This is a genomic window from Candidatus Binatia bacterium, from assembly GCA_029248525.1.
In the GTDB taxonomy this organism is placed as follows: Bacteria; Desulfobacterota; Binatia; order UBA12015; family UBA12015; genus UBA12015.
Genome location: JAQWJE010000016.1, coordinates 102,066 through 126,488 on the forward strand (window position 1 = coordinate 102,066; position 24,423 = coordinate 126,488).

22 protein-coding genes are annotated in these 24,423 nt (G+C 61.4%); 8 read left to right on the top strand and 14 right to left on the bottom strand.

Features of this window, described 5'->3' with window-relative positions:
* The first annotated feature begins 34 nt into the window (after window positions 1-34).
* The 4 genes from P8K07_04895 (at window position 35) to P8K07_04910 (ending at window position 3,688) form a co-directional block, all read left to right on the top strand.
* Window positions 35-562 carry a PaaI family thioesterase gene (locus tag P8K07_04895; protein ID MDG1957861.1) on the top strand — a complete coding sequence of 176 codons (528 nt, stop codon included), beginning with the start codon at window positions 35-37 and terminating at the stop codon, window positions 560-562.
* 130 nt (window positions 563-692) lie between these two features.
* Window positions 693-1,475 carry an iron-containing redox enzyme family protein gene (locus tag P8K07_04900; protein MDG1957862.1) on the top strand — a complete coding sequence of 261 codons (783 nt, stop codon included), beginning with the start codon at window positions 693-695 and terminating at the stop codon, window positions 1,473-1,475.
* A gap of 15 nt (window positions 1,476-1,490) precedes the next feature.
* On the top strand, window positions 1,491-2,672 hold the full coding sequence (locus tag P8K07_04905; GenBank protein ID MDG1957863.1) for an amidohydrolase family protein: 1,182 nt from the start codon (window positions 1,491-1,493) through the stop codon (window positions 2,670-2,672).
* Window positions 2,673-2,725: 53 nt separating this feature from the next.
* Window positions 2,726-3,688, top strand: a complete 963-nt coding sequence (locus P8K07_04910; GenBank protein ID MDG1957864.1) for an alpha/beta hydrolase — start codon at window positions 2,726-2,728, stop codon at window positions 3,686-3,688.
* A gap of 40 nt (window positions 3,689-3,728) precedes the next feature.
* Here the strand turns inward: P8K07_04910 and P8K07_04915 are convergent, their stop codons facing one another.
* Both P8K07_04915 and P8K07_04920 read right to left on the bottom strand, forming a co-directional pair.
* Window positions 3,729-5,345, bottom strand: coding sequence for an AMP-binding protein (locus tag P8K07_04915; GenBank protein ID MDG1957865.1), 1,617 nt, complete (start codon window positions 5,343-5,345; stop codon window positions 3,729-3,731).
* A 181-nt stretch (window positions 5,346-5,526) separates the two neighbouring features.
* Window positions 5,527-7,227 (bottom strand): hypothetical protein, encoded by a 1,701-nt coding sequence (locus tag P8K07_04920; protein MDG1957866.1) that lies wholly within the window; start codon window positions 7,225-7,227, stop codon window positions 5,527-5,529.
* An 87-nt stretch (window positions 7,228-7,314) separates the two neighbouring features.
* On the opposite strand from P8K07_04920, the gene P8K07_04925 reads away from it, so the two are divergent.
* Window positions 7,315-7,962 (top strand): hypothetical protein, encoded by a 648-nt coding sequence (locus P8K07_04925; GenBank protein MDG1957867.1) that lies wholly within the window; start codon window positions 7,315-7,317, stop codon window positions 7,960-7,962.
* A gap of 253 nt (window positions 7,963-8,215) precedes the next feature.
* A complete protein-coding gene (locus P8K07_04930; GenBank protein ID MDG1957868.1) occupies window positions 8,216-9,226 on the top strand; it encodes a glutamine synthetase beta-grasp domain-containing protein in 1,011 nt (336 codons plus the stop codon).
* 178 nt (window positions 9,227-9,404) lie between these two features.
* Here P8K07_04930 and P8K07_04935 read toward each other — a convergent pair whose 3' ends face one another.
* The 9 genes from P8K07_04935 to P8K07_04975 form a co-directional block, all read right to left on the bottom strand.
* Complete coding sequence (locus tag P8K07_04935; GenBank protein ID MDG1957869.1) at window positions 9,405-10,358, bottom strand: serine/threonine-protein kinase; 954 nt, start codon at window positions 10,356-10,358, stop codon at window positions 9,405-9,407.
* Between the two features lie 133 nt (window positions 10,359-10,491).
* Window positions 10,492-11,625 (bottom strand): zinc-binding dehydrogenase, encoded by a 1,134-nt coding sequence (locus P8K07_04940; protein ID MDG1957870.1) that lies wholly within the window; start codon window positions 11,623-11,625, stop codon window positions 10,492-10,494.
* 86 nt (window positions 11,626-11,711) lie between these two features.
* The gene (locus P8K07_04945) at window positions 11,712-12,056 is read right to left on the bottom strand and encodes a gamma-glutamylcyclotransferase (protein ID MDG1957871.1); all 345 of its coding nucleotides are present in this window, start codon (window positions 12,054-12,056) and stop codon (window positions 11,712-11,714) included.
* A gap of 25 nt (window positions 12,057-12,081) precedes the next feature.
* Window positions 12,082-13,563: a hypothetical protein gene (locus P8K07_04950; protein MDG1957872.1), complete on the bottom strand. Its 1,482-nt coding sequence runs from the start codon at window positions 13,561-13,563 to the stop codon at window positions 12,082-12,084.
* 21 nt (window positions 13,564-13,584) lie between these two features.
* The gene (locus tag P8K07_04955) at window positions 13,585-14,805 is read right to left on the bottom strand and encodes a cytochrome P450 (GenBank protein ID MDG1957873.1); all 1,221 of its coding nucleotides are present in this window, start codon (window positions 14,803-14,805) and stop codon (window positions 13,585-13,587) included.
* 97 nt (window positions 14,806-14,902) lie between these two features.
* Window positions 14,903-15,307: a DUF309 domain-containing protein gene (locus P8K07_04960; GenBank protein MDG1957874.1), complete on the bottom strand. Its 405-nt coding sequence runs from the start codon at window positions 15,305-15,307 to the stop codon at window positions 14,903-14,905.
* Window positions 15,308-15,443: 136 nt separating this feature from the next.
* The gene (locus P8K07_04965) at window positions 15,444-16,703 is read right to left on the bottom strand and encodes a prolyl oligopeptidase family serine peptidase (GenBank protein MDG1957875.1); all 1,260 of its coding nucleotides are present in this window, start codon (window positions 16,701-16,703) and stop codon (window positions 15,444-15,446) included.
* Window positions 16,669-17,088 (bottom strand): hypothetical protein, encoded by a 420-nt coding sequence (locus P8K07_04970; protein ID MDG1957876.1) that lies wholly within the window; start codon window positions 17,086-17,088, stop codon window positions 16,669-16,671. Before P8K07_04970 ends, P8K07_04965 begins: the two co-directional genes overlap by 35 nt.
* A 377-nt stretch (window positions 17,089-17,465) precedes the next feature.
* Complete coding sequence (locus P8K07_04975; protein MDG1957877.1) at window positions 17,466-18,167, bottom strand: hypothetical protein; 702 nt, start codon at window positions 18,165-18,167, stop codon at window positions 17,466-17,468.
* 183 nt (window positions 18,168-18,350) lie between these two features.
* Here P8K07_04975 and P8K07_04980 point away from each other — a divergent pair, with 183 nt between their 5' ends.
* Window positions 18,351-18,914, top strand: coding sequence for a restriction endonuclease (locus P8K07_04980; GenBank protein ID MDG1957878.1), 564 nt, complete (start codon window positions 18,351-18,353; stop codon window positions 18,912-18,914).
* Window positions 18,915-18,918: 4 nt separating this feature from the next.
* Here the strand turns inward: P8K07_04980 and P8K07_04985 are convergent, their stop codons facing one another.
* Complete coding sequence (locus tag P8K07_04985; protein MDG1957879.1) at window positions 18,919-19,041, bottom strand: hypothetical protein; 123 nt, start codon at window positions 19,039-19,041, stop codon at window positions 18,919-18,921.
* Between the two features lie 393 nt (window positions 19,042-19,434).
* Here P8K07_04985 and P8K07_04990 point away from each other — a divergent pair, with 393 nt between their 5' ends.
* The gene (locus tag P8K07_04990; protein MDG1957880.1) at window positions 19,435-21,807 is read left to right on the top strand and encodes a glycoside hydrolase family 3 N-terminal domain-containing protein; all 2,373 of its coding nucleotides are present in this window, start codon (window positions 19,435-19,437) and stop codon (window positions 21,805-21,807) included.
* Between the two features lie 124 nt (window positions 21,808-21,931).
* Here P8K07_04990 and P8K07_04995 read toward each other — a convergent pair whose 3' ends face one another.
* A complete protein-coding gene (locus P8K07_04995) occupies window positions 21,932-22,543 on the bottom strand; it encodes a hypothetical protein (GenBank protein ID MDG1957881.1) in 612 nt (203 codons plus the stop codon).
* A 390-nt stretch (window positions 22,544-22,933) separates the two neighbouring features.
* Window positions 22,934-24,423, bottom strand: a 1,490-nt coding sequence (locus P8K07_05000; GenBank protein MDG1957882.1) for a hypothetical protein, incomplete at its 5' end; no start/stop codon positions are given.

Genomic DNA, 24,423 nt, shown 5'->3' on the forward strand with positions numbered 1-24,423 from the left:
TGGCGCCGGGCTCTCCGGTTCGTAAAACTGGAGCATGTCCGAGCCCGAGGAAGAAATCGACGCAGGCCTTGATCTGGATGGAATCGCCGAGGCACGCAAGGCATGGGATCGGGCTCCGGAAGGACGGTTGATCGATCGCGGGCATCGCATTGGGGATTTGCTCGATGCCCCGTCCTGGAACGTGACGGAAGCTGGAGCCCGGCGTCTAGTTGTCGAGGCGACACTTCCGGTTCTTCTCCAGAACTACCGAGGACAACTCTTCGGTGGTTTCACCGGAACCTATGTGGATTTTATCGCACTGGCGATGGTGCGCCAGACCATGGGAGCGGGCGAGAAGCAGTCGATGGGCCTCACGACACTGAATATGCGGATCGACTATTTCGAACCCGTGCGAGCGCCCCGATTCTTGCTCGAAGCCGAACTCCTCAAAAGTCGGGGAGCGAACTGTTTTGTGGAGGTTCGCTTTCGCGCTCCGGACGGCTTGCTGCTGGTGGCGGCTTCGGTGGCCTTGCGGCGGTTGAATCTGTCTCCGGGGGCGGGTGTTCCATCTGCCTCCTCCTGAATCTGGGAATGGCACGTGGGCGTTCCTTCGCCCGGACTCGGCCAAAGCAGGTTGCCGATCGCGGGACGACGGTGATAGCCACAGCATCAGGTCCATAGGTCAATCGATTGCCCGGACAGGAAAGGTTCCCATGAGCGAGCGTGAATTCGCCGATGTGCGACAAGGAAACCATGAGAGCGGAGAAGCTCTGACGGTCGAGAATTTTCTGGCGGAACTCGAGGTCTTGCAGAACGAGATCGCGGTGGAAAAAAACCGCGTCTGGCCATGCGTGGCGGATGGGACTCTGGCCCCGCATCTATTGGTCAGGCTCTGCAAGGAGTATTATTTCCTCGGGAAATGGTACACCGCCGAGTTCGGCTCTCTGGTCGCGAATGCTCCTGACGTAGACGCATTGCGTCTCGATACGAGTTCTCATTATGCCCACTGGGCCCAGAACCTGGCGGATGAGATGGGCTACGCGGGAGATCCCAACCACGTCGATATGAAGGTGGATTGGGCCCGCCAGCTCGGAATCTCGGACGACGAACTGATGAACTATCGAGCCATGCCTGAAACCGTAGGCTCCGTATTTACCTCGCTTTATTATATGCGACGTTCCTACGAGGAGGGGCTGGCGGCTTTTGGTTGGGCAGGTGAGCGGTTTGCGGCCTCCACGAATTATGCCCGCATGATGTTCGAGGGCATGCGCGACCATTACGGGATGGAAGTCGAGAATTTTCGGGTGCACGCCTATGCGGAAGAAGATCATGGCCGCATGGCGGAGTATTTATTGGGTCAGGTGGCCGGGACGGCCGGCCAGCAGCGGCGGATTCGGCGCGCGATCGAACATGTCCTGCAGTGCCGAAATGCACGCACGGTGGCTTTGAATCTTTGGCTGGACGAACCGCAGGCATTGCGCAAAGCTCCGGACTGAGCCACTCATAAGGGTATGGATGATCTCGCCTACCCCGCCTTCGACGCGGACAATCATTATTACGAAGCTCTCGACGCTTTTACCCGTCATCTCGATCCCCGAGTGGGACCACGCACCGTGCAGTGGGCGGAAGTCGACGGACGTAAATATCATGTCGTCGGTGGCCGGGTTTCTTATGCCGTGAGTAACCCGACATTCGATCCGATCGCGAAGCCCGGAGCGATGCGCGATTATTTCTGCGGCAATCCGACGGGTCGAAGCCCCCTCGAGATGTTGCGTGACCGCGAACCCATTCGGCCGGAATATCGCAATCGCGATGCGCGGGTGGAGGTGCTCCAGCAACAAAACCTCGAGGCGTGTTGGCTCTTTCCGACTCTCGGCGTTCTCTATGAAGAACTGCTCAAGGAGGACCCGGAAGCGGTTCAGATTCTTTTTCGCTCCTTCAACCAATGGCTCGAAGAAGATTGGGGCATGGACTACCAGAACCGCATTTTTGCAGCGCCCTATATTTCGATGTCGCGGGTGGACGATGCTTGTGCCGAGCTCGAACGGGTACTGGAAAAAGGGGCTCGCCTGATCTGCATGCGACCGGCCGCCGTCTGGACCGAGGACGGGCCGAAGTCGCCGGCCGATCCGATGTTTGATCCCTTCTGGGCTCGGGTGAACGAGGCGGGGATTACGGTTGTCGTCCATGCCGGGGATAGCGGCTATACAACGCACGGTTATGCGCCTGATGGTTTTTCCGCGACCTTCGGAGGTGGTTGGTCGCCTTCGATCAAGGCGTTCAATATCGAGCGGGCGGCCTATGATTATTTGATCACTCTGGTCTTCGAGAAGCTCTTCGTGCGTTTCCCGAACCTGCGCGTGGCATCGGTCGAGAATGGCAGTGACTTTCTCCCCGATCTGCAACGGAAACTCGGTCAGCATCACCTGCGGCGCGCTGACTGGTTCGGGGAAGATCCGATGGAAACCTTCCGACGCCACGTCTGGATCAATCCCTTCTGGGAAGATGATGTCAACGAAGTCGCGGAGATCATGGGAACCGATCGGGTAATCTTCGGTTCGGATTGGCCCCATATCGAAGGGATGCCGCAGCCATTGGAATATTTATCCGAGCTCACTGCATTCTCGGATGGCGATCGGCAGAAAATCCTCCGCGATAATGTACGTGTTCTCAATACGCCCCAGCCATCGTGAGAACGCTCGGCTGGGGCTGGGTATGTTGCGGCCCGAGGGATGAGGTCTGAGTAATGAGGCCCCCCTGGGATGGACACCGGCTCTGGGAGGCCGCCGAGACTGTTCGGTCGGCAGGGTTGGGGATGGAGCGTCGTTTTTTCGGAGCGACGATGGCGGCCGTGGATATCGGTTCGCTGGCTGTCCTCGAAACCCGCGGATTCGGGAGCCGTATGGTGCCGACATCCGTCGGTGATCTGCATGTTCTGGAAGTTCCGGGGACCGGGAAGCTTCCTCCGGTAGTTGTTCTGCACGGGCTGGGATCTTGCGCGGCCGATTATGCGGGGTTGATGGAGGCGCTGCGCCGGCATGTCCGCGGGATCATTGCGCCCGACCTGTTCGGTCACGGTTTGAGTCCGGTGCCCGCGGCTGGAATGCATGCCGAATTATTGGCTACCGGGCTTGAGGAAGGATTGCGCGCGGTCTTGCAGGAGCCGTCCGTGCTGCTCGGGAATTCGATGGGAGGGCTTGAGGCGGTGCGATTGGCGACGCGCATGCCGGAGCTGACGCGAGGCCTTTTCCTTGCGTCTCCCGGCGGTGCCCCGGCTGCGGGCGCAGAGCTGGACTCGCTGCTGTCGACGTTCGCCATCGGCACGCGGCGCGAGGCTCTGGATTTTGTCGATCATTTTCTCGGCCGCGAGCACGCTCTTCGGCCGGTTCTGGCTTTTGGGGTCGCGGCCCGGATGGCATCGCCCGCCCTGCGGGAGCTCCTCGAGAATGTCCGCGCGGACGATATGCTGTCGGCCGAGGAGGTGCGCTCGGTCGCTTGCCCGACTTTCCTGTTCTGGGGCGCACAGGATCGCGTGCTTCCCCGCTATCAGCGGGATTTCTTTCTGCGCAACCTTCCCGCCGACATGAAGTTTGCCTCCCCGGCAGGCTATGGGCACGCTCCGCATATGGATGATCTGGGCGGATTTGCGAAGACGGTGCTGCGTTTTCTGCACACTTTGCCGCGAGAGCCGGCAAGAACTTCCGGGTAGCCCGGCGTCGCGGGTTTCAGGCCGAGCGCGAACGCACGGCTCAGCCCGCAGTTTCCTCGAGGACGGTTCGGGCCCATTTATAATCGGCCTTCCCGTTGGGAGCCCGTCGCACCTGATCCACAATCACAATCTGCTTGGGCATCTTGTAGGCGGCCAGTTTGTCGCGGAGGAACTCGCGCAGGTCCGGCCCCGACAGGGCAATCCCCGCCTTGATCGAGGCCACCGCAGTGACCCGTTGGCCAAACTTTTCATCGTCGATTCCCACCACGAGACAGTCGACAACGTCGTCGTGTCGTTTGATCGATTCCTCGACCTCTTCCGGGTAGACTTTCTCGCCGGCGGTATTGATGCAGTTGGAGCCTCGGCCGAGAAGAGTGAGGCTGCCGTCGGCCTCCACGATCGCCCAATCTCCGGGGAAGGAGTACCGCACGCCGTCGATTGTTTTGAACGTGGCCGCCGATTTTTCCTCGTCCTTGAAGTAGCCGAGCGGGACGCTTCCGCCGGCGGCGACCATGCCGGTTTCACCCGAGCCGGGCTTCACTTCACGCCCATCTTCGGTGAAGACTTTCGTTGTCGGGTTCATGGCAAATTTCGCGGTCTGACCGATATTGCCACGCGCCGTCAGCTGCGTGCCCATGCTGCCTTCCGTCGAGCCCATGGCGTCGATGAGCAACATATCATGCCACTCCAGAAGCTGTTCTTTCACCTCGGATGTCCACATCACGCCGGAGGACATCATGAAGCGAAGGTGCGAGAGGTCATATGGCTTCCCTTCGTCGCGGGCTTCGCCAAGAGCTTTCAGGATCGGTTTGGCGAAGGCATCGCCGACGATCGTGATCTGACCCGCCTTCTCGCGCACGGCGGTCGCGAGAAGTTCGTGGGCATCCAGAGAGCGGCTTTCCAGCGTGATCACCGGTGCCCCGGCCAGGTGCGGAATCAGAGCGCCCAACCACATTCCCGTTCCGTGCATGAGAGGGCAGGCCGGGATCGAAGCGAAGGCACCGCCGTCGGCGTGCAGCTTCTCGACCAAGGCGGGGACTTCCTCGATCTCGGGGAGACCGAGTCCCAGAATCGGGAAGGCCGACTTCATCAGTCCCTGCAGCATCCCTCCGATGTCGTACATCACGCCTTTGGGCATGCCGGTCGTGCCACCGGTGTAGAGCATATAGATATCGTCCGAACTGCGCTCGATTCTCGGCGCTGGTTCGTGACTGGCGATCAGGTCTTCGTAGTGCGCGGCACCAGGGAGGCTCTCGCCGCCATCGTCGACTTCCACCCAGAGTTTTACCTTGGTGGCTCGCGCCTGAACCCGCGCTACGCGGTCGCTGAGACTGGAGTGAAAGACCAGAGCCTCGGCGTCGGAATTGTCGAGCAGATAGAGAAGTTCGTCGTCGAGGTAGCGGTAGTTCACATTGATCGGAACGCCGCGAAGTTTCATCCCTGCAAATTGGGTCTCCATATACTCGTTGCCGTTGAAGAGGTACATGCCGATCTTCGAGTCAGGTCCGAGGCCAGCCGCTGCGAAGGCGGATGTCAGGCGCGCCGCGCGATCTTCATAGACAGCCCAGGTGCGGCGGGTCTGACCATGGATTACGGCATCGCGATCGGCGAGCAGGTCGGCAAACGTTTCCCAGAGAGTGGCGTAATGGATTTCCATAAGACTCTTGCCTCTAGGATAGTTTGCTCGGTTTGCCTAGTCTGTGGCACGAGTTTCCGAAGAAGTTGGCAAAAAAATCATCGACGAACCTCGGCTGCTGGTTGGCCCGGCCGGATAGGATCGACGCCGCCGGGGCCTCCGGCCCATCTGTGTCGGCGGGCCGTCCCTCTGCAGGAGAGCGTCAGAGTCCGGGAATCGACTCGAGAATCAGCGTATCGACAGCAGGATTGCTGCCGGTCCAATTGATCGGATCTGCGATGGCCGCGAGGCAGGAAGCAGCGGTCGAGCAGAAGAAACCGGGAGTGGGGTCGAAGTAGGCGTTGTCGAATTCGTCTTCGTCGTCAGGGCCCGCCCCGACGGCGACGGCATTTACGCCAGCCGTCAGTCCACAGGGCACCGCCGATTGGTTGGAGTCGTCGGCGCCGGTTTGCCACTGCGAGCTATTGGATTGGACGGCAAAGAGGAATTCAGGTTGCGAACTGGAGCCCTGATAGAGAAGGACCTGATCGCCCGCGGTCGAGAGGTTGAATCCACCGTCGAAGGTGTCGAAGTCCTCGGCGGAGTTGTCGAACCGAATGACGGTCCCTTGCGGGAGAACGGTCGGGGCAATGTACTGCAGAATTCCCTCGCCCGGGCGCATCGTGCAATTATCCAGAACGCCATTGTCGGTTACGAAAATTTCCGTGCCGGCCGAGATTCCTCCAGCGCGCAGCACGACCATCGAGAAGCCCGAAGGCGAGTCGCTATGAATGCCGATGATGGCCATATCGCCAGCGACCAGATCACTGCTCGGCGGGGGCGGGGAGGTGATCGTTCCGATATCGGTGGGACTCCGCGCGGCGAGGCCGAAGCCGTTCTCGTCGATTGTCACGATACCGCATACCTGATCGACGGTGTCGCCGGGGCTCCAACTGGGGGCATAGAGCGAGGTGTCGACGCGCAAGCTGGCACCGAAAGCATCGCGAATCGTATCCGCTCCGGTAGTCGTGCCGACACCGATGCGCAGGTTCTCGAGGCATACGGACTGGCTTTCGTATGCATCGGATGCCGCCGCAGCACCGGACAGGAAATTGTCGGGGATCGCGTAGCCGCTCGCGACCGTCGATACCGAGCCATCGTTGGGGACCTCGATTTGCGCCTGCGTTTCCGGGTGGTCCCAGTCCTCGTACTCATCAAAAATCCCGCTCACGTCGACGAGATCCCCGGGGCTGATGCCCAGTTCGTCGATTTGTCCACCGCTTACGACCACGCGGATCCCGGCGAGCGTCCCGCCTGCTGTGTCCTGCGCATAAAAGCCATCGTCGGTAATGGCGGTCACCAGCACGTTCTCGACGCAGGCGGCCTCAGTCGGTATTCCGTTCGCGCGAATATTCGCAATCGTGGTGCAGCCGACCTGCGGCGAGCCAATCGCGACGCATTCGCCGTCCTGAATCGCGACGCCGTCGCCTTCGCAGAGTACCGATGAAGGAACGCAGTTGCCGTTATCCACCAAAACATTCGAACCGGTACAAAGTGTGGTCGCGATCAGTGGTGCCGCATCGCCGGCGGCAGAGGCCAGGGCGAGCGAAGTGGTATCGGCGAGCGCGAGGACGTCCGGGGCTGTGAGTCCCTCCGTGAGTGCGGCCTCGCCGCAAGGTCTTTCCAGCCTCGACCAGGCGCGTGCCAGGGCGACTTCGCAGCGAAGGTATTCGGCGTTTGTGTCTTTTTTCAGCGCCTTTACTTCGAATTTCATGATGCAGGAGGCGTAGTTCCGCGCGGCGTTCATCTTGCCGGAGGCGCAGAGCTTCGCGTCCGGCGCACCTGCGGCCGGGCTCGGTAAGACGATGCTCAGCCCGAGGACGAGCGAAAACGCAAAAATACAACGAAGTGAATCTGAAAACATGTGGTGAATCCCCTTGAGTGCTCTGGAAATACTGTAGGGTGTGGTCATGACCGTCAACAGGTTTCCTTCCGGGGGAGGGGCAGAAAAATGATCTCTGGATGGGCATCTGCGCATCGGTCGCGGCTTTGGTGGCATCTGGTCGTCCAGCTGCGGATCGTTCTGGGGTTCGCCTTTGTTCCCTCAGGATTGAAAAAAATTATCGGTCAACCGTTTACCGATCCGGCGAATCTGGGAATTTTCCACGACTTTTTGCACGCATTCCATGCGACCGGTCTGCTCTATCGCTTCGTCGGCGTCGTCCAGCTCGTCGCGGCCTTGCTGTTGATGACCCAATTTTTCGGGGCGCTGGGAGCGATGGTCTTTCTGCCTGTTTGCTGCGGGATTCTGGTCCTGTGTTGGGGCACCGGAGCGATTCCGACAGCGATTGTCGTGACGGCGATGACGCTGGCTGCCTTGCTCCTTCTGCTTTGGGATTTTCCCTTATGGGCCGGTTTATTGCGCTTGCGCTCCGACAGGATGTCGAGCGAGCCGCCTGCCGGTATCCGCCTCGGGATCTGGTCGGTGTGCGGCGCGGCGATCTTTTTCGGCTATGCCGGCAGCTGTCTCTGGGCCGGGGAGATCTACCGGCCGCGAGGAATGGATTGGGGGGCTCCCGGCTTTTATATCTTGCCCGTTCTCCTCTCGTTCCTGGGTGTCGCTTTTCTGGTCGAGCGGAGCCGATTGCCTAAATCTTGAGCTTGCAATGCCTTAAAAATAAGCACGCATCTCGCTTCGCTTTGCATTCGAGATTGAAAATTCCACACCAACCCCTATATTTCCGATCACCCGGCTGGCGCAGATGTTGCTGCTCCAAAGGGACAATCAAAATCATTGGTCGGAACTGCACACAGAAAAGGCAGGGCGAGGATACAAACGGCAAGTTTTGTCCTCGCGGATCCTTTCCCTGGTGGCGTGTTCAACCAACTCTAGTTGAGGAGCAAACGGAGCGATGAAGACAAAGTTGGAGTACATCTGGCTGGACGGCTACAAGCCGACCCAAAGCCTGCGCAGCAAGACGCAGGTCCGGGAAAATTTTGGTGGCACACTCGAAGAATGCCCGATGTGGTCCTTCGATGGCAGCTCGACCTTGCAGGCCGACGGCAGCTCTTCGGATTGCCTGCTCAAGCCGGTCGCCATCTTCCCGGATCCGGGCCGCAAGAATTCCTATCTCGTGATGACCGAAGTTCTGAACGCGGATGGCTCGCCCCATGAGTCCAACGGCCGCGCGACGATCGAAGACGGCGACGCCGACTTCTGGTTCGGTTTCGAGCAGGAATATTTCCTTTGGGATCCCGACACGGATCTGCCTCCGGGCTTCCCGGCGGGCGGCTATCCCGCCCCTCAGGGCCCTTACTATTGCTCCGTTGGCGCTAAAAATGCCTTCGGTCGCGAAGTCGTCGAGGAGCATCTCGATCTCTGCCTCGAAGCCGGCATCAATGTCGAAGGCATCAACGGCGAAGTGGCCGCAGGCCAGTGGGAATTTCAGGTATTTGCCAAGGGCGCCCAGCGTGCCGGCGACGAGACTTGGGTCGCTCGCTATCTGATCGAACGTGTTGCCGAGCGTTATGGCTATGCGATCAACTGGCGTCCGAAACCTCTGGGCGACACGGATTGGAATGGTTCGGGCATGCACGCGAACTTCTCCAATGGTGCGATGCGTGATCTGGGTGATGAAGGAGTCTTCACCAAGATTTGTGACGAGTTCGGCAAGAACATCGAGCGTCATATCTCGGTGTACGGCGCCGAGAATGACCAGCGCCTCACGGGTGCTCACGAGACGCAGTCCATCGACCAGTTCAGCTATGGCGTGTCGGACCGTGGTGCCTCGATCCGTATTCCGATCGGTACGGTCGAAGACGGATGGAAGGGTCGGTTGGAAGACCGTCGTCCGGCGTCCAACGCGGATCCCTACAAGGTGGCTGCAGCCATCGTGAAGACGACGAAAGAAGGCCTCGCCTGAACCGTTCGTTGTCTGGATCGTGAAACGAGAGAACGGGGTCGCGCAAGCGGCTCCGTTTTTTTGTGCCGGGCGTCGCATTCCGGCACCAGACCCCCGCCAGAGTCTTTTGCGTCCCGCTACGAGCCGTGCAGGAGTCCCATCCCCTGAGCGCGGTCCCTGACTGTGTCCGAATGCTTGGTCAGGCAGTCCAGCCGCCCTGGAGCAGGCGCACCAAATCAGCCATGCTGCGGTGGCGATCCGCGGGGTTCTTTTGCAAGCAGGTCATGCAGATGGCTTCGAGTTGTTTCGGGATGTTGCGACTGGACCGCTCGGACGGGGGCGTTACCTCGACTTCGCCGACACTCCGGATCACCTCTCCGACCGTATCGCCGGGCGACGGGAGTTCCCCCGAGATCAGCTCATAGAGCACCGCGCCCAGGCTGTAGACGTCCGTCCGGGCATCGATTCCACGGTCCCGGCGAATCTGCTCCGGGGACATATAAGCAACCGTGCCCTGCAGAGCGCCCTGTCCGGTCAGCGAGCTATCGGGTGGGTCCATCAGGCTCTCGGGTTCGTCGGGCGGCTCCTCGGAGATATCCTCGCGCCCCCAGACCTTCGCGAGGCCCCAGTCCAGCAGCAGGACTTCCCCGAAAGGTCCGACCAGAATATTCTCCGGCTTGATGTCGCGATGAACAACGCCATGATTGTGGGCGTAGTCCAGAGCTTGTCCGACCTGAATGAGAACCTCGACGAGTTGGACCAGGTCATAGCGATCACGGTAGGCAAAAACTTCGCGCAGGGTGTAGCCGTGCACCAGCTTCATGGTGAAGTAGATCCCGCCGCGATTGTCCCGGCCCAGTTCGTAGACGGGGATGGTATTGGGGTGCTGCAGCGTCGCCGTGACGCGCGCTTCGCGGAGCAGCCGTTGTTGCTCGATCTGGTCGTCCCACAATTCCTTCCGCAGCGATTTATGACAGATCACGCGCCCGAGGTGCAGATCCCGACAGGACTGAATAATCGATTTCCCCCCACGGGCGACCGTCGAGAAAAATGCATAGCGCGTCTGCGGGTTGAGCTTCTCCGGCAGGGGCTTGTCGGTCTCTTCGCGATAGACCGTCTGCACATCGTCCTTTGTCGGCTGCGGGAATTTCATCGGCTCTGCTTTCCTGACGTTCGTTCTGACAGGAGAGCGCCGTTATGGCAATAAAGCAGGGCGGAGAAATACCGGCGATCATCCGGCGCAAGCCGAACCAGGCCGGGGGTCTGTGACCCACGGCCCACCCGATCTAGAGCGATGGATTGATCAGGTATTTATGACCGGTCTTCTGCATGCCGTAGTCGGCAATAGCCTCGGGCGAGAGCGCCTGCGCCAGAGAAACCTCGGCACTATAGTGGCTGGCGAAAGTCGTGTCGATTTCGGCGGCGACGCGTTGCTGGAGTTTCTGCATCGCTTCGATGCCGATTTTTCCGAGGAACGGTGTCAGGAGCCAGCCGCCGAGGCCCCAGGCCATGCCGAAGTTGCGGTTGAGTGTGGTGGGCGATCGGTCCAGGCCGCCGTAGATATAGACCTGCTTGTGTACGGTGGATCCGTAGCCGCTGAATTCGGTTGCGTTCTGGTTGGCGGCGGCTTCCATGGCGCCGAGAATGTCGCCGGCGAGTTCGCCTCCGCCGGTGGCATCGAAGGCCAGAGTGGCGTTTGTCGTTGCGAGTGCCTCGACCAGATTTTTTCGAAAATTCTCGTCGGATGAATTGCAGATATATTTCGCACCGATTTCGCGCAGGATATCTTCCTGCTCGGTTTTGCGCACAATATTCACAAGCTCCACGCCGTCGGCCAGACAAATCTTGTTGAGCATCTGGCCCAAATTGGAGGCCGCTGCCGTATGGACCAACGCGCTATGGCCCTCGTCTTTCATCGTCTCGACCATGCCGAGCGCGGTCAGAGGGTTCACAAAACACGAGGCACCCTGTCGCGGGGTGGTCCCTTCGTTGAGCAGCAGGCACATGAATGCGGGCACCACCCGGTATTGCGAGTACATCTCCCCGCCGACGACGCTGACGGTCTTGCCCATCAGGGCCTGTGCCGCGTCCGAGCTTGCTGCAGCGACCACAACGCCCGCACCTTCGTTGCCCACCGGCAGGGACTGACCCAGTCGTGCCTTTTGCATGGCCATCGCGCCGCGGCCCACGGGGGCGGTCACAACCGGTGCGTCGGCCGTGCCGCCATACTCGGCTTGCGTCATATCGGCCATGCCGAAGAGCAGACCGAGATCGGATGGATTGATAGGTGTTGCTTCCATGCGCACCAGAACGTGATCCGCATCGGGTTCCGGCACGGGTGCCATCTGGAGCGACAGTTCTAGTTGGGCATCCTCGCGCAGGAGGGAACGTAATTGCAGGGCTTCAGCGGGAATCGACATTTTGTACTCCTTGTTCGGCTTCCCTCGGCTAACCCCACCGCTCAAAGGCCGTCAACCCCGTGGGACACCGGTCGCGGTCCCTCAGGTCAGGCGGGACCCCAGCGGCCATCGCCAAGGCGTTCGTCGGGTGTCGTCTTTCCCCGGAACAAATAGGCGAGCGCCTGACCCTGATCGAGCAGGCCGATAGCTTCGCGGGAAAAGAGGGTCGGATAGTCTTCGTAAGCGTCGAGTGCCGGTAGGAGTTCCGCCGGGATCTCGTAGATTTCGCCGTACACCGTACCTTGCGCGGCCCTCTGCATGCCCGGAAATTCTCCCAGATCGAAAAGGGCAAAGCCGTCGACAGTTCGGGCCGGCCCGATTCGTCGGGCCTCGGCCAAACGCCAGGCCGCTGATTGTCCCTGCATCAAGGATCCGTAAACGAAAAGGCGCATCGCGGGTACCGAGTCCTTGCCCGACCTACAGTAGCGTCAGCCGGCCCTCGGCGATGCTTGCCGGGAGGCCGCAGAATTCTTCGTCGCGCAGAATGGCGGCGAGCAGGTCCGGGTCCTCGCTCGACGCCCAGACGCGCTCGCCGGCATCGGTCAGGCAGGCAAATGTCGCCCGGGTCGGTCCGCTGGCTTCGGCGTGGACGGTGTAGCTCTCGGTGACGGCCTGACCCTGGTAGTTCTCATGCCACGCGCGCTCGGGCAGGCGGGCAAAGTCCTCGCTGACGTTCTCGATCCGCGGGGTCGTCGTGGCCCCCGGTTCGGTGCTGTAGGTGGCATAGGCGAATTTCTGGAAGGTGCCCCCGACCGAACCCACCAGGCCGACCTCGCCGGGGGTCGTGCGCAGCAATTCGACCATCCTTGCCATCGCGTGCACGACATAACTGCCGAAGGGGCCACCAGAGAAGGTCAACCCGCCGGTGACGGTCAGCGGGCGTGTCTCGTCGATGCCGAGGGCTGCAGCACTGGCCTGCACGGCAAACGGGAAGCAGGAGTAGAGTTCGATCTGGCTCAGGTTGCCTGCGTCGACCTCGGAGATCTCGAGCAGTCGTTGCGCGGCCATGGTCATGCCGGGGTGATCATGCAACTTCTCGCGTGCCGAGAGGTAGGCGACATGGTTCATTTCGACCGCTTCGCGCAGATAGACGCGCTTGTCGTCGGGAATGCCGAAGCGTTGGGCAGCTTGCGTGGAACAAAGAATCAGGGCCGCGCTTTGGTCGACCGCAATGTTGGAGGTCATCAGCTTGGTGTAGGGATAGTTCACCATCCGATTTTGTGCGGTCTCGACGCGGATTTCTTCGGCATCGACCGGGCGTTGGATCCAGGCCGACGGGTTGCCGGTGGCCACGCGGCTCAATCGGGCGGAGATTTCCGCGATGCGACGACGGTGCTCCCCGGGGGCTTCGCCGCGGGCATGGCGCAGCGAGGTTTCGCACAGGGCAAAGGTGGCTGACGGGATCAACGCGCCGGCGTTCCTCTCGCTTGTCAAAATCGGCTGTGAGCCGTAACTGCCGAGGTTCTCGTGGGGTTCTCCGGCATCGGATTCTTCCCAGAGCGCGCCGGGATCGAGTTTACGCAGCTTGCGCTTGCTGTACTCGCTTTCGCCGCCGACGATTGCGATCACATCGTGCTTGCCGTCGGCGATCTCCTGGCAGGCGCGGTCGATCATGATCTGCACGATATGGCCGCTGATAATGCCGATCGAGGTGCGCGGGTTGTCGGCACCAATACGGTCGGCCAATACTTTACCCGGATCACCATAGCGCCAGGTGCCGCGTGGCAGATAGATTTTATCGATCGCTGCGAGAAGGTCGGGGGCGCCGGCGTCGTCGGCTGCGGCGCGCAGGGCTCTTTCCATCATGCCGAGTGGGTCGAGGGCATCGTGCGGGTCGTCGAGGCGCTGGACGTATTGGGCTGCGCCGGCGATGACCGGGTGTCGGGGATCAAGGGGCATGGTGCTCTCCGGTAAAATGGATCAGTGGGTACGGGCCGCGTTCAGGGCCACGGGCATCCGCTTGATGCCGTTGATGAAGTTCGAGCGCAGGCGCTCGACCGGACCCGCAAGCTGCAGACTCGGGTAACGGGTCAGCAGTTCTTCGAGGGCAACACGCATCTCGAGTCGTGCCATATGACTGCCGGCGCAGAAATGCGTGCCGGTACCGAAGGCCAGATGCTGGCTGTCGCGGGTGATGTCGAAACGGTCGGGGTCGGGGAAGATCTCGGGATCGCGGTTGGCCGCGCCGTAGTACATCACGACCTTGTCGCCGCGGCGGATTTCCTGATCGCCGATCTTGGTGTCCTGCATCGCGGTGCGCCGGAACTGCATGACGGGGGTCGAGAAGCGCAGCATCTCCTCGATTGCGCCGGGCAGGAGCGAGAGGTCGTTTTGCAGCAGTTCGCGTTGTTCGGGGTGCTCGCAGAGGGCCTGCATGCCGCCGCTGAGGGCATTGCGGGTGGTCTCGTTGCCGGCGATCAACAGCAGGAAGAAGTTCATGCCCAGCTTGAGTCGGCTGAGCGGCTGGTCGCGCAGGTTACCGTTGACCAGACTCGACCAGATATCGTCGGTCGGGTGGCGACGTTTTTTGCGGGCGAGGCGGGCAGCATAGAAAAAAAGCTCCAGCACCGAGAATCGCGCCCAGAAGTTATTGCTCACGCCGGGGTCGGAAGATCCGATCAGGTTGTTGGTCCAGCGATAGAATTTACCCGAGTCCTTGTCGGGGACGCCCAGAAAGGCCGTCAGGGCTCGTAGCGAGATCGGCGCTGAGAAACCGTCCACGAAATCGATTTCGGTTTCTCCGACCAACTTGCCGAGCGTGTCGTGGACGATCTTACGGGTATGTTCCTCGGTTTGGGCGACCGTGCGCGGCTTGAAATGCGGGCTCATCAACTTGCGCAATTCGGTATGCGAGGGCGGGTCCATATTGATCATCTGCTGCTGCATATTGGCCCGGTCGCGCGGGTGCATATCCGACATGATGCTGGTGCCGGTCTCGGACGAGAAGATATCGGCGTTTTTGGAAACAAACGCGACGTCTTCGTAGCGGGTCAACGTCCAGTAGCCCGCACCCTGCGGCACTCCGGGGAGAGGGCATTCCGGTTGCCAATGCACGGGGTCATTTTCGCGCAATTGGCGGAAGTGTTCGTGCGGGACGCCGGCGACAAAGGCCTCCGGGTTCGAGAGATCAACAGCAGACACGGGGAGAACGATAGCTTGTCGGTGGTTGTGCCCGCAATAGATGGGCATTCGGTATGGACCCATTGGAACCACCGATCGGCCCGCTGAGCGGGAATTCTCAGGAGCCGGAGGATTTTCGCTGCCGGGGCATGGGTTGGAGCCGTGGCGGGGATTTCGCCAGGTCGACCTCACCGCCCCGGCCCTTCTCCAGCAGAGCGATGTCGCGGATCGCGCGCGCCCGCAGGGGCGTGAGGTGAATGCCGCCGGCCACCTCGGGATAGGCCTCCATGGTCTCGAGCCCGCGCCGCAGCATACGAGCCGCCCCGGAATCGAGACGTTGCGAGGTCTTATGATAGCCGACAGCGACGCGGATCAGGCCGAGGTGGAGGTCCCAGAGCTCATCGGGCGTATCGTCGAGAACCTCCTCGATTTCCTCGTGGGCTTCAAAGTAGTTGCCGGCATTGAACTCGCGCGCGGCTCGCAGAACCGCTGCTCGTACCGGATCTGATTCGGATGCGCTCACCCGGCGACCTTATCACCGGTGCCGAATTTGTCTCAACTCAGCACCCGCGCCGCGGGCCAGAAGGTTTCCGCGGGTCACCTGCTCCCGCGGATCCCGCACGCACACCTCCCTGCGGTGCGCGACGATATCAGGCGGTTTACGCGGTACAGGTCTGCAGGAAGTCCCGCAGGCGTGTGTAGAAGTCGATACGATTGGGCTGGTGGATGAACCCATGCCAATCCTCGTAGAGGACGATCTCGCTCTTTTTTTCAGCATCCTCCAACGCGTCCTGCATGCGGACGCTATGCTTGTGGGGAACGATGCCATCGTGGCGGCCATGAGCCAGAAGGACCGGATCTTCGATCTTCGCGACCAGATTGATCGGTGAATTTTGCCGCAGGCGTTCCGCTTCGCCCTCGACCCGCAGATCTCCCCAAGCGAGCTTGTTGGCGGCGCCATAGATGAGCCAGCGCTGGCGGTTTACCATGTCGTACATGTCGGTGACTGGTGCCAAAGGGGCACCGCACCGGTAAAGTTCAGGATGTTTTGCGAGACCCATCAGGGACGCGTATCCACCGTGGCTCGCGCCATAGATTGCGACTCTTTCGGGATCGGCGATTCCCTGCTCGATGATCCAGCGTGTGCCGTCGGTGATGTCGTCCTGAATCCGGTCGCCGACCTGACGATAGCCTGCCTTCATATGTTCTTCTCCGAGGCCCTCCGAGCCTCGGAAATTGATCTGCAACACGGCAAAGCCATTGTCCGCAAGAAATTGAGTTGTCCGATCGAAATGTTGCGAGTCGCGGGCCCAAGGGCCGCCATGAGGGTAGATGATGGTCGGGAGGTTCTTGGCCGGCCCATTTTTGGGCAGGGTCAGATAACCTTCGAGCGGGTAGCCATCGCGCGTCTTGAAATTGATCTTGCGGACCCTGGCGATAGAACCATCTCGGATCATCGGCAGCTTGCTGTAAAGCTCCCGAATATTTTTCGTGGGTCGGTCGTAGAGATAGATCCGCGGGGTCTGCTCGGGACCGTCGACGTAGTAAAGCTTACGTTTTTCGTCGAGGCTTCGGCTGGTCTCGAAGATATTACCTCCGCCCAATGCCTTGCGAATCGCATCGAATTCCCTTTGGGACTGCTTGTCCAGGAAATGAATATTGTAGGTGTCGCCCAGCCAATAGACTCCCTCCAGCACTTTTCGCTTTTTATCGAAGATCAAGCTGTGGACGTCATATTTGGGGTGCGAATAGACCAGTTTCCCCAACTTCTTGGCCGAAATATCGAACTCATATACCCCGGCGGTGCCGGACGGACTTCGCTTGCTGACGTAGACGATATTCTTGTCGAAGCTGAAGCCCAAGGGGGTGATTGTTCGGGCGTCCTTACCAGTTTTTGCCGAAGAGGCGCTGGTTGTCACCGTTGCGGTCCATCCCGATCATCCAATTCCTGCGGCCAACGCTGCCATCGATGTAGGTGTAGTTGTTGGGCCAACTGACAGTCGCAAGGATTCTGTCTTCATTCGCCCACTGCACTCCATGAAGGTATTGCTTGGTCGAATCGAGTCGTGCGATCGGTGCTCGCTTGTCAGTTTCCAGATCCCAGACCAGCACCAGATTCTGTCCCTCATGATGGACCACGCCGGCGATATAGCGGCCGCTGGGCGAAAGCGCCGGGCCGCGCAGATAGCCGTCCTGCGCATAGGCCTCTACCGGAAGCGATTTACCGGGAGCGGCGGCAGCCCGTGGTGCTGAGGCCACGATGGCGCCAAGAACCAATAACGAGATCCAGATCCGATTTTTCATCCGACAACTCCTGAAATTTTCTGCAAGGCAGGTTTGGGTTCCTTGTCCACGGAGGAGGCGTCGGTGCAAGCAGAAGCAAGGTCCGTGCTGCGGCCAAGCGTCTCACTGGTTCCATCTGGTTGCGAGAAGAATTTCTGCCGGCCCGGAATTCAAGGGCTTTTTTGGGGTCTCGTGGTGCCTATTTGCCCCAGATCGCTGCAGGTAGCTCTTTCTGGCCTCAGGTGGTTCCGGGTGGTGTCCGCTGGACTCAGGTGGTCGGGCGTGGACTTGGGTGGCATCGCGCGGTCGCGCGCGACACGGCGTGGCCTCGCGCGACTCCGCGGGATGAGTCGAGAGCGGCGATTGCCGTCGTGACGGATAGCGCTCCAGCGAGGCTCTCAGGAAGTTTTGGATCCCATTGGAGTATAACGGATCAGGACACGCGAACCGTCCGGCAGTCCCTCGCGGAATCCTTTTTCAAAGCGCGGCCAACTTTTGGGATATTTGGCTGCCAGACCGTCGCAGAATCGCTGGTAGAGGGCAGGGTCCTCCACAAAAGCGCCGGTGGCGCGCAGGGACGGTCCGTCGCGTTTGCCAATCCAGATCTTGGCGCCATCGCGTCCCCATCCCAAACGCTTCGCCCGCCACGAGTCGGGGCGGGTGCCGACGTAGATCGCGCCATCGATGACCTCAAACCAGATCTCGGCCGGTTTGCTCAGCGAACCATCCTTCCGGGTGCTCGATAGATAGATATAGGTCGCCTCGGCAAGCTCGCGGCTCTCGGCGGCGGTCAATGCGCGTGGGGTTGTCGCGGTGGTTTCCGTCGTTGTTCCCGTGGATGTGGCTGTCGTCGGCTTTGCGGTGGTCACGGCCTGCGGCGCCGAAGCAGCCACGGCAAGGTCGCCGGCTGCACCCACGGGCGAATTTGTCTCCTCCGAACTGCCGGCAAACGCGTGGGTGGCCAACCCCAGCAGCGCGGTGGTCAGGGCGATGACCAGCAGGCACGAATCCTTCCCGCGCGCGACCTCCGGTGGTGGTGAGAGGACGGGGATCGATTCATCCCAGGCTTCGCCCGAGGGGTCTTCGTTTGGGTCAAACATATCTCTTTTCCTGCGCTGGTTCGCGATCAGATGCAAGAGCCGGTGGCGAAGTCTATGAGCTTCGCGCCTGCGGTGCCGGTATGCGGGCGTTTTGCGGGGCGGGCGGGTTGACCCAACCGGGCAGTCGCGATTCCATGAGGAGCGATGAGGCGGCGTTGGTGGAGACCGGGACGACGGCCCCCGATGGTGGTTTTACGGTCGGTTCTCTCGGGGTTTTTGCTGGCGATTGCCCTTGGCGGGCTCGCGCTGGCGGTGTTTTTTTCCGAAAACTCGCCAGGATTCTTCCTGCTGGTGCTCGGCGCCTTGTTGGTCCTATGCCTGTACCGATCGCACCGGTATCGCCGCCGGTTTCTGCGCCTGCAGTTGAGGGATCTCGACCGGTTGAGCGGCGCGGACTTCGAGCGATGGATTCAGGTTCTGCTGGCCCAGGCAGGCTTTCATATTGAGGACCGGCCCGTCGCGGAAGACTTCGGCGTCGACGTTCTGGCGACCTACCGCGGCGTTCGGATCGGGATTCAAGCCAAGCGATACGAGCGCAATGTGGGCAATGCCGCCGTGCAGGAAGTGCACGCAGGAGCCGATTACCACAGCTGTGATCTTGCCGCGGTCGTCACCCAATCGGGTTATACGAAAGCGGCCCGAGCACAGGCGGAACGGTTACCGCGGCGTTGTGTCCTGATCGGTCGGGATGAATTGCCCGGCCTGATCGAGATCCTGCAGGATGAGGCTCGAGGCCACCGCGCCTGACCGCCTAGCTGCACGCCCAAAGCAGGGCCCCGACCAATGCTGTCGCGCTGAAGACAAGGTCGATCGCGAGACCGGCTGGATCGGTCCAACGCCTGCGCGCAATTTTGAAATGAGATGCCTTCAACATTATCGAGCCTCCTGGCTTCGGAATCGAACCGCGCTCTCCATGGTCCGCTCTGTGGAGCATGCAAGGGCTGTGCCTTTTGCTGTCTTTTTGGGGCCGCTTGGCGTGAAGGGGGATTCTTCGAGAGTTCAGCGTGGGTTTTTCCAAGAGAATGCGCATGCCGATCTATGAGAGCTCGGAGAGCCTGACCGTTGTTTGCGCAAGTTTCTGCGCAGCCTGAACGGATGTCCTTCGCGCCACTGGGTGCGGACGCTGCCGGGAATCCCGGCCGGGAGGAAGGCCCGACTGCAGGCGGTGGTCCGGCCTCGGGCGTCCCGGTGGTGGACCATGGGATTTATGGTCGGTTCAGTTCGGTTCGGCTGGCGCAGTTGCCAGCAGGCCCGCTAAGAGAAGGCCATGGATGTTTCTCTGCGTGAGGCCCCTTATCGAGATGCGACTTTGCCACGAGAGGCCCGGGTGGCCGATCTTCTCGGGCGGATGACCTTGGCCGAGAAAGTAGCCCAGATCGGTTGTACGTGGTCGGTTTTCCTTGTCGAGGACGAGGCGTTCTCGGAGGAGCGTGCACGCACCATGATGGCCGATGGTGCCGGGCAGGTCACGCGCATTGCGGCCGCCACCGGGCTGCGTCCGCGGGAGAACGCAGCCTTCATGAACCGGATCCAGCGGTTTCTGCTCGACGAAACGCGCCTGGGCATTCCGGCGATCGTTCATGAAGAGAGCGTCGGTGGGTTTACCGCAAGAGATGCCGACCAGTTGCCCCAGGGGATCGGTTTGGCCGCAACCTGGAATCCGGATCTGGTCGGGCAGGGCGCCGACTTGATCCGCCAGCAAATGGTGGCCGTTGGCGCCCGACTCAGCCTGTCGCCGGTGCTGGACGTTGCCCGCGACCCGCGCTGGGGGCGGGTGGAGGAAACCTATGGCGAGGATCCCTATCTGGCCGCTCGCATGGGAGTGGCGTATGTGCGCGGTCTGCAGGGCGACGATCTGTGCCATGGGGTCGCGGCCACCGGCAAGCATTTTATCGGTTACGGCATCTCGGAGGGGGGGCATAATCACAAGCCGGCACATGTCGGCTCGCGCGATCTGCGCGAAGTCTATGCGCGCCCGTTTCTCGCCGCGATTCAGGAAGCGGATCTGCGCTGCATGATGAATGCGTACAACGAAGTTGACGGTCTGCCTTGCGGCGGGTCTGCCGAGATTCTGGATGATCTATTGCGCCGCGAATTGGGCTTCGGGGGCTTGGTGGTTGCGGACTATTTCACGACCAATCAGTTGATCACGGCCCACCGGGTGGCAGGGACCAAATCGGACGCGGCCTTGATGGCGCTCGAGGCGGGGCTCGATTGCGAGCTGCCGTCGACCGATTGCTACGCGGAAGTCGAGCAACTTGTGGAGACGGGTGCGCTGGCTGAATCGGTGGTGGACCGTTCGGTCGCGCGCGTTCTGGATCTGAAGTTTGCTCTGGGCCTTTTCGAGAACCCTTTTGTCGAGGAGGAAATCGCTGCGGCTTCCTACCAGACGCCGCAGGCGCGCGGTCTGTCCCGCAAGCTTGCGGCACAATCCGTGGTTTTGCTGGAAAACGACGGCACCTTGCCGCTACGCGCGGATCTCAAGCGGATTGCCGTGATCGGCCCTGCCGCCGATGATGAGCGATTGCTGGAGGGCGACTATCATTACCCGGCACATCTCGAGATTATCTATCGCCCCAGCGAAGAGGATGCGGGCGCGATCCTGCCGCGGCCGGACGAGCAGGCTTTTGCCGCGGGGCCGTTTTTCCCACCGATCGTGACGCCGCTGGCCGGTTTGCGGGAGGCCTTCCCCGACGCGACCCTGACCCACATCCGCGGTTGTGGCGTATCAAACCCGGATGAGCGCGAGATCCCCGCCGCCGTGGAGGCCGCGGCCGCAGCCGAGGTGGCCGTGGTCTTTGTCGGGGGCCGCTCGGGTCTGGTGCCGGGGTGCACCAGCGGCGAGTTCCGTGACGCCGCCCATCTCGAACTGACGGGCGCCCAGCAGGAATTGGTCGCCGCGGTACTGGCAACGGGGACGCCGACGGTGGTCGTGCTCGTCGGCGGTCGCATTTTTGCGGTCCCCGAGATTGCCGGCCGCGCCGGCGCCCTGGTCGCAGCCTTTCTCCCGGGCGAGGAGGGCGGCCACGGGATCGCGGACGTGCTGAGCGGCGTGGTCGATGCCAGCGGTCGCTTGCCGGTGAGCATGCTGCATCACGCAGGCCAGATTCCCCTGCATAGTGGACTGAAATGGGACGCGGGCTCGGCGATGGGCAACTTTGAGCCCGACTATATCGATGCGCCATCCGAGGCGCTCTATCCCTTTGGTCATGGGCTGAGCTACACGCAGTTCCGTTGCACGGACGCCGAGGTGTGCGCGGGGACGACGGCGGATGACTGTATTCTCGCGATCGATTGCACGTTGCAGAACGTGGGCGACCGCGACGGCGTCGAGGTGCTGCGCCTGGAGATTCAGGACCTCGTTGCGTCTGTCACGCGACCGGTTTGTCAGCTCGCGGGCTTTGCCCGCATCGCGCTCGCCGCGGGCGCCTCGGTTCGGGTCCGCTTTCAACTCGATCGCTCACAGCTCGGTCTCTACGATCGCCAGATGCAATTTGTCGTCGAGCCGGGCGACGTGCGCTACCGAATCACTGGCGGTGCGGTCGAGACGCCGATCGATGGGGTCGCCAGCATCGGTGGGGATATCGTTGCTCTGGATGCGCAGCAGATCATTCCCACCGAGGTGGTTGTCGAGGGCTGAGGCTCCGGGCGCAAACGCAAAGAGGAGACTGTCGTGAGACAGTCTCCTCTTTTTTCGCATGAATCGTCGTTGTCCCGAGCACCATTCGCGCTCGGGGTCGGACGATCGAGTCGCGTCTCGCGGCTCAGGAGCCGGTGTTGAACATCACGGCAACGTTGGCAAGCCAATGGCTCCCATGGCCGTCGGCTCCATCGTCAAAATCCAAGTCGGTGTTCCACACGTGGCGGTAACGGTATTGGTAGCCAGCAGTGAAGGCAACCGTCAGGCTCTCGCTGGTAGCGAGGTTTACACCGATCTGCGGGCCGCCGCCGATGCTGAAAGTGTAGATGTCGGGACCAGGGCCTGAATCGGCGAGCGCATCGAAACCGAGGCCGACCGCGGGGCCGATCCAGACACGGGTGCTGCTATCCTGGAACACGCGGAACCCGAAGGCATTGTTCATGGAAAAGCCGTTCCAGTTGTTGGTCCCCGACGCACCGACCTCATCCCATGTATGAGCGTAACCTGCATCGAGGCGGTAGTTGAAGAGATGATCGCCCTGCGGGTTGGTCGAGTAGGTCACGCCAACGCCGATGCTATTGCCGTTTTGGTCCAGCTTCCCCGCGCCAGCAAAGTCGACGGTGTCCGCGTAGCCCGAGTATTCGATATAGCCACCGATGCCATCGGCGTGTGCTGTGGTGGCCGGCATCAGGAATGCGGCCAGCGCTGCGATTGCCATGGTTCCAAACGTTTTCATCCTCAATCCTCCCCATCAGTGCGGCGATTCTTGGTTTCTTTGCCGCGACATCATTGCCCCGTGGCAAGGTGCCTGGGGCGGCCGTAGTGCGCCGCCCCGCGACGGAAGTAGCAAGAATCGATGAGGGATGGAACTTGGGGATGCTTTTGTTTGCTCGTAAAGACAAGGACTTTCGGCACCCGGGGGGCTTCGCAGTCCTGTGCGTCAGGGGCTTTTCTCCCGCGGTGCGGGCCTCGAGAAGGATCGAGGCCCGCAGGCGAGGATGGCGCCCTCGGAAGGATTTCGGCGTGGGTCGGGTTTGGTTGTTCAGGTCGAGGAAGTTCGAAGAGGGCGTGTGCTTTGTGGGTGGAACGTGTCAGCGGACGCAGCCATGGCTGCCTCCGCCCGGGACTAGCTCAGGGCCGGAAAGAGGGCCGCATGGACAAGTTCGCCTTCGAGGAGAACGAGACCGCCGGCCACGCCCGGGCCCTGCAGACTGAAATGCTCACCGGCTCCGGCGAGCTCGCGCGGTGCGAGCTCGATTCCGGTCTTGAGAAACGAGGTCCAGGCCTCGACCTGTTCGCGCGAGACGGTGGCCTCTGACGAATCGGCCTCGGTAGAATCGGGTTCCGAGGCATTGTCGGCTTGCTGCTTTTGCTCGGGGCTCCGGTCTTGTGCCTCACTTTGTTGCCGGCTCCGTGCCTGACTCCGGGCATGACTCCGCGCATCGAGCGCGTAGCCATCGGCCACGCTTTTCCAGAAACCGCCAAAGGTCGCGCTGTCGGCAAAGAGGTCGAGACCGATGATCCGGTTGCCCAGTGCCACGATCGCCCCGCTGGCCTCCATTTCCTGAAGGCGGACTTCGACCTTTTCCTGTGCGGCTGCTCGTGCCGTGGCACGCTCTCCGGCACGCTCGCCGGACCGCTTGCCGGCATCGGCGTCCTCTCGGGCCACCGACTCGTAAACATCATCCAGTGCGGAGGTTGCCGATTGGGCACCATGGCTCTGGATGTATTGGTCGACTTCATTCCAGACCGCCGCCTGGTTGGTTCGGGCGCGCCCAGGTTCCTGATGCATGAATTCCCGCGGAGACCCGGTGCGCCTGTGCCGCGCACGACGGTCGTAATGTCGAGTCAGGCGCTCGGCCTCGGTTTGCTCGCGCGAAGCCTGTTCGGATGCGGCCGTCCCGCCCGGCACATCCGAGCGGTGTTCGGTTGTGAAGCCGTCGGGGCCATCGGCCAAGTCGGGCGCGTCGCGCAATTCGGGTTCGCTCGGGGCGGCATGCACCATATGGGCCTTGCGATTGCGCAGCGTGGCACCCACGGTGCGACCGCTATGAGAGAACGTCTCTCCCTGATGCTGCCAGCGCCCGGCCTCCACGCAGCTGACGTCGACGGTGGTCTTTTCGCCGGCGGTGGCCAGGATCGTGGTGTTCACCATGCGGTTCTGTTTGCACCCGCGGAGCTCGATGCCGTCGAGCAGCAGAGCATGCTTGTCGGCCTGGTTATCGAAGATCAGGTCCGAGACGACGCCGTCTTGATCGACTTCGCGGATCTCGGCCTGCTTTTTCGCGAGCAGGTCATCGGCGAGGGTGTAGGCCTTTTCCTGCGCTGTGTGCGCCGACCCGTTTTCGCCATTGCCAGTCCCGGCCTCGCTGTCGAGGTTGTCCGGTTTGGCTGGCGCGCGGTGCAGGGGGAAGATCTGCAATCCTTCCAGTGCGAGGGTTTCACCCAGCGTGCAGTCGCCGAGCATCTGGGCCCAATGGGCCGCGTTCATGGCGGTCGTCTTCGTATTTTCGGTCGTGTTCGTGGTTGTCTCCTCTGTCTGTCCTGTCGTTTTGTCGATGGTCATTGGCGTTTCCTCCTGCCCGTCTGATTGGGGCTGAACGAAGTATGGCAGGG

Excerpts from the sequence above, each read along its gene's own strand:
- P8K07_04895 (MDG1957861.1), top strand. The coding sequence starts at position 35 with ATGTCCGAGCCCGAGGAAGAAATCGACGCAGGCCTTGATCTGGATGGA.
- P8K07_04900 (MDG1957862.1), top strand. The coding sequence starts at position 693 with ATGAGCGAGCGTGAATTCGCCGATGTGCGACAAGGAAACCATGAGAGC.
- P8K07_04905 (MDG1957863.1), top strand. The coding sequence starts at position 1,491 with ATGGATGATCTCGCCTACCCCGCCTTCGACGCGGACAATCATTATTAC.
- P8K07_04910 (MDG1957864.1), top strand. The coding sequence starts at position 2,726 with ATGAGGCCCCCCTGGGATGGACACCGGCTCTGGGAGGCCGCCGAGACT.
- P8K07_04915 (MDG1957865.1), bottom strand. The coding sequence starts at position 5,345 with ATGGAAATCCATTACGCCACTCTCTGGGAAACGTTTGCCGACCTGCTC.
- P8K07_04920 (MDG1957866.1), bottom strand. The coding sequence starts at position 7,227 with ATGTTTTCAGATTCACTTCGTTGTATTTTTGCGTTTTCGCTCGTCCTC.
- P8K07_04925 (MDG1957867.1), top strand. The coding sequence starts at position 7,315 with ATGATCTCTGGATGGGCATCTGCGCATCGGTCGCGGCTTTGGTGGCAT.
- P8K07_04930 (MDG1957868.1), top strand. The coding sequence starts at position 8,216 with ATGAAGACAAAGTTGGAGTACATCTGGCTGGACGGCTACAAGCCGACC.
- P8K07_04935 (MDG1957869.1), bottom strand. The coding sequence starts at position 10,358 with ATGAAATTCCCGCAGCCGACAAAGGACGATGTGCAGACGGTCTATCGC.
- P8K07_04940 (MDG1957870.1), bottom strand. The coding sequence starts at position 11,625 with ATGTCGATTCCCGCTGAAGCCCTGCAATTACGTTCCCTCCTGCGCGAG.
- P8K07_04945 (MDG1957871.1), bottom strand. The coding sequence starts at position 12,056 with ATGCGCCTTTTCGTTTACGGATCCTTGATGCAGGGACAATCAGCGGCC.
- P8K07_04950 (MDG1957872.1), bottom strand. The coding sequence starts at position 13,563 with ATGCCCCTTGATCCCCGACACCCGGTCATCGCCGGCGCAGCCCAATAC.
- P8K07_04970 (MDG1957876.1), bottom strand. The coding sequence starts at position 17,088 with ATGAAAAATCGGATCTGGATCTCGTTATTGGTTCTTGGCGCCATCGTG.
- P8K07_04975 (MDG1957877.1), bottom strand. The coding sequence starts at position 18,167 with ATGTTTGACCCAAACGAAGACCCCTCGGGCGAAGCCTGGGATGAATCG.
- P8K07_04980 (MDG1957878.1), top strand. The coding sequence starts at position 18,351 with ATGGTGGTTTTACGGTCGGTTCTCTCGGGGTTTTTGCTGGCGATTGCC.
- P8K07_04985 (MDG1957879.1), bottom strand. The coding sequence starts at position 19,041 with ATGTTGAAGGCATCTCATTTCAAAATTGCGCGCAGGCGTTGGACCGAT.
- P8K07_04990 (MDG1957880.1), top strand. The coding sequence starts at position 19,435 with ATGGATGTTTCTCTGCGTGAGGCCCCTTATCGAGATGCGACTTTGCCA.
- P8K07_04995 (MDG1957881.1), bottom strand. The coding sequence starts at position 22,543 with ATGAAAACGTTTGGAACCATGGCAATCGCAGCGCTGGCCGCATTCCTG.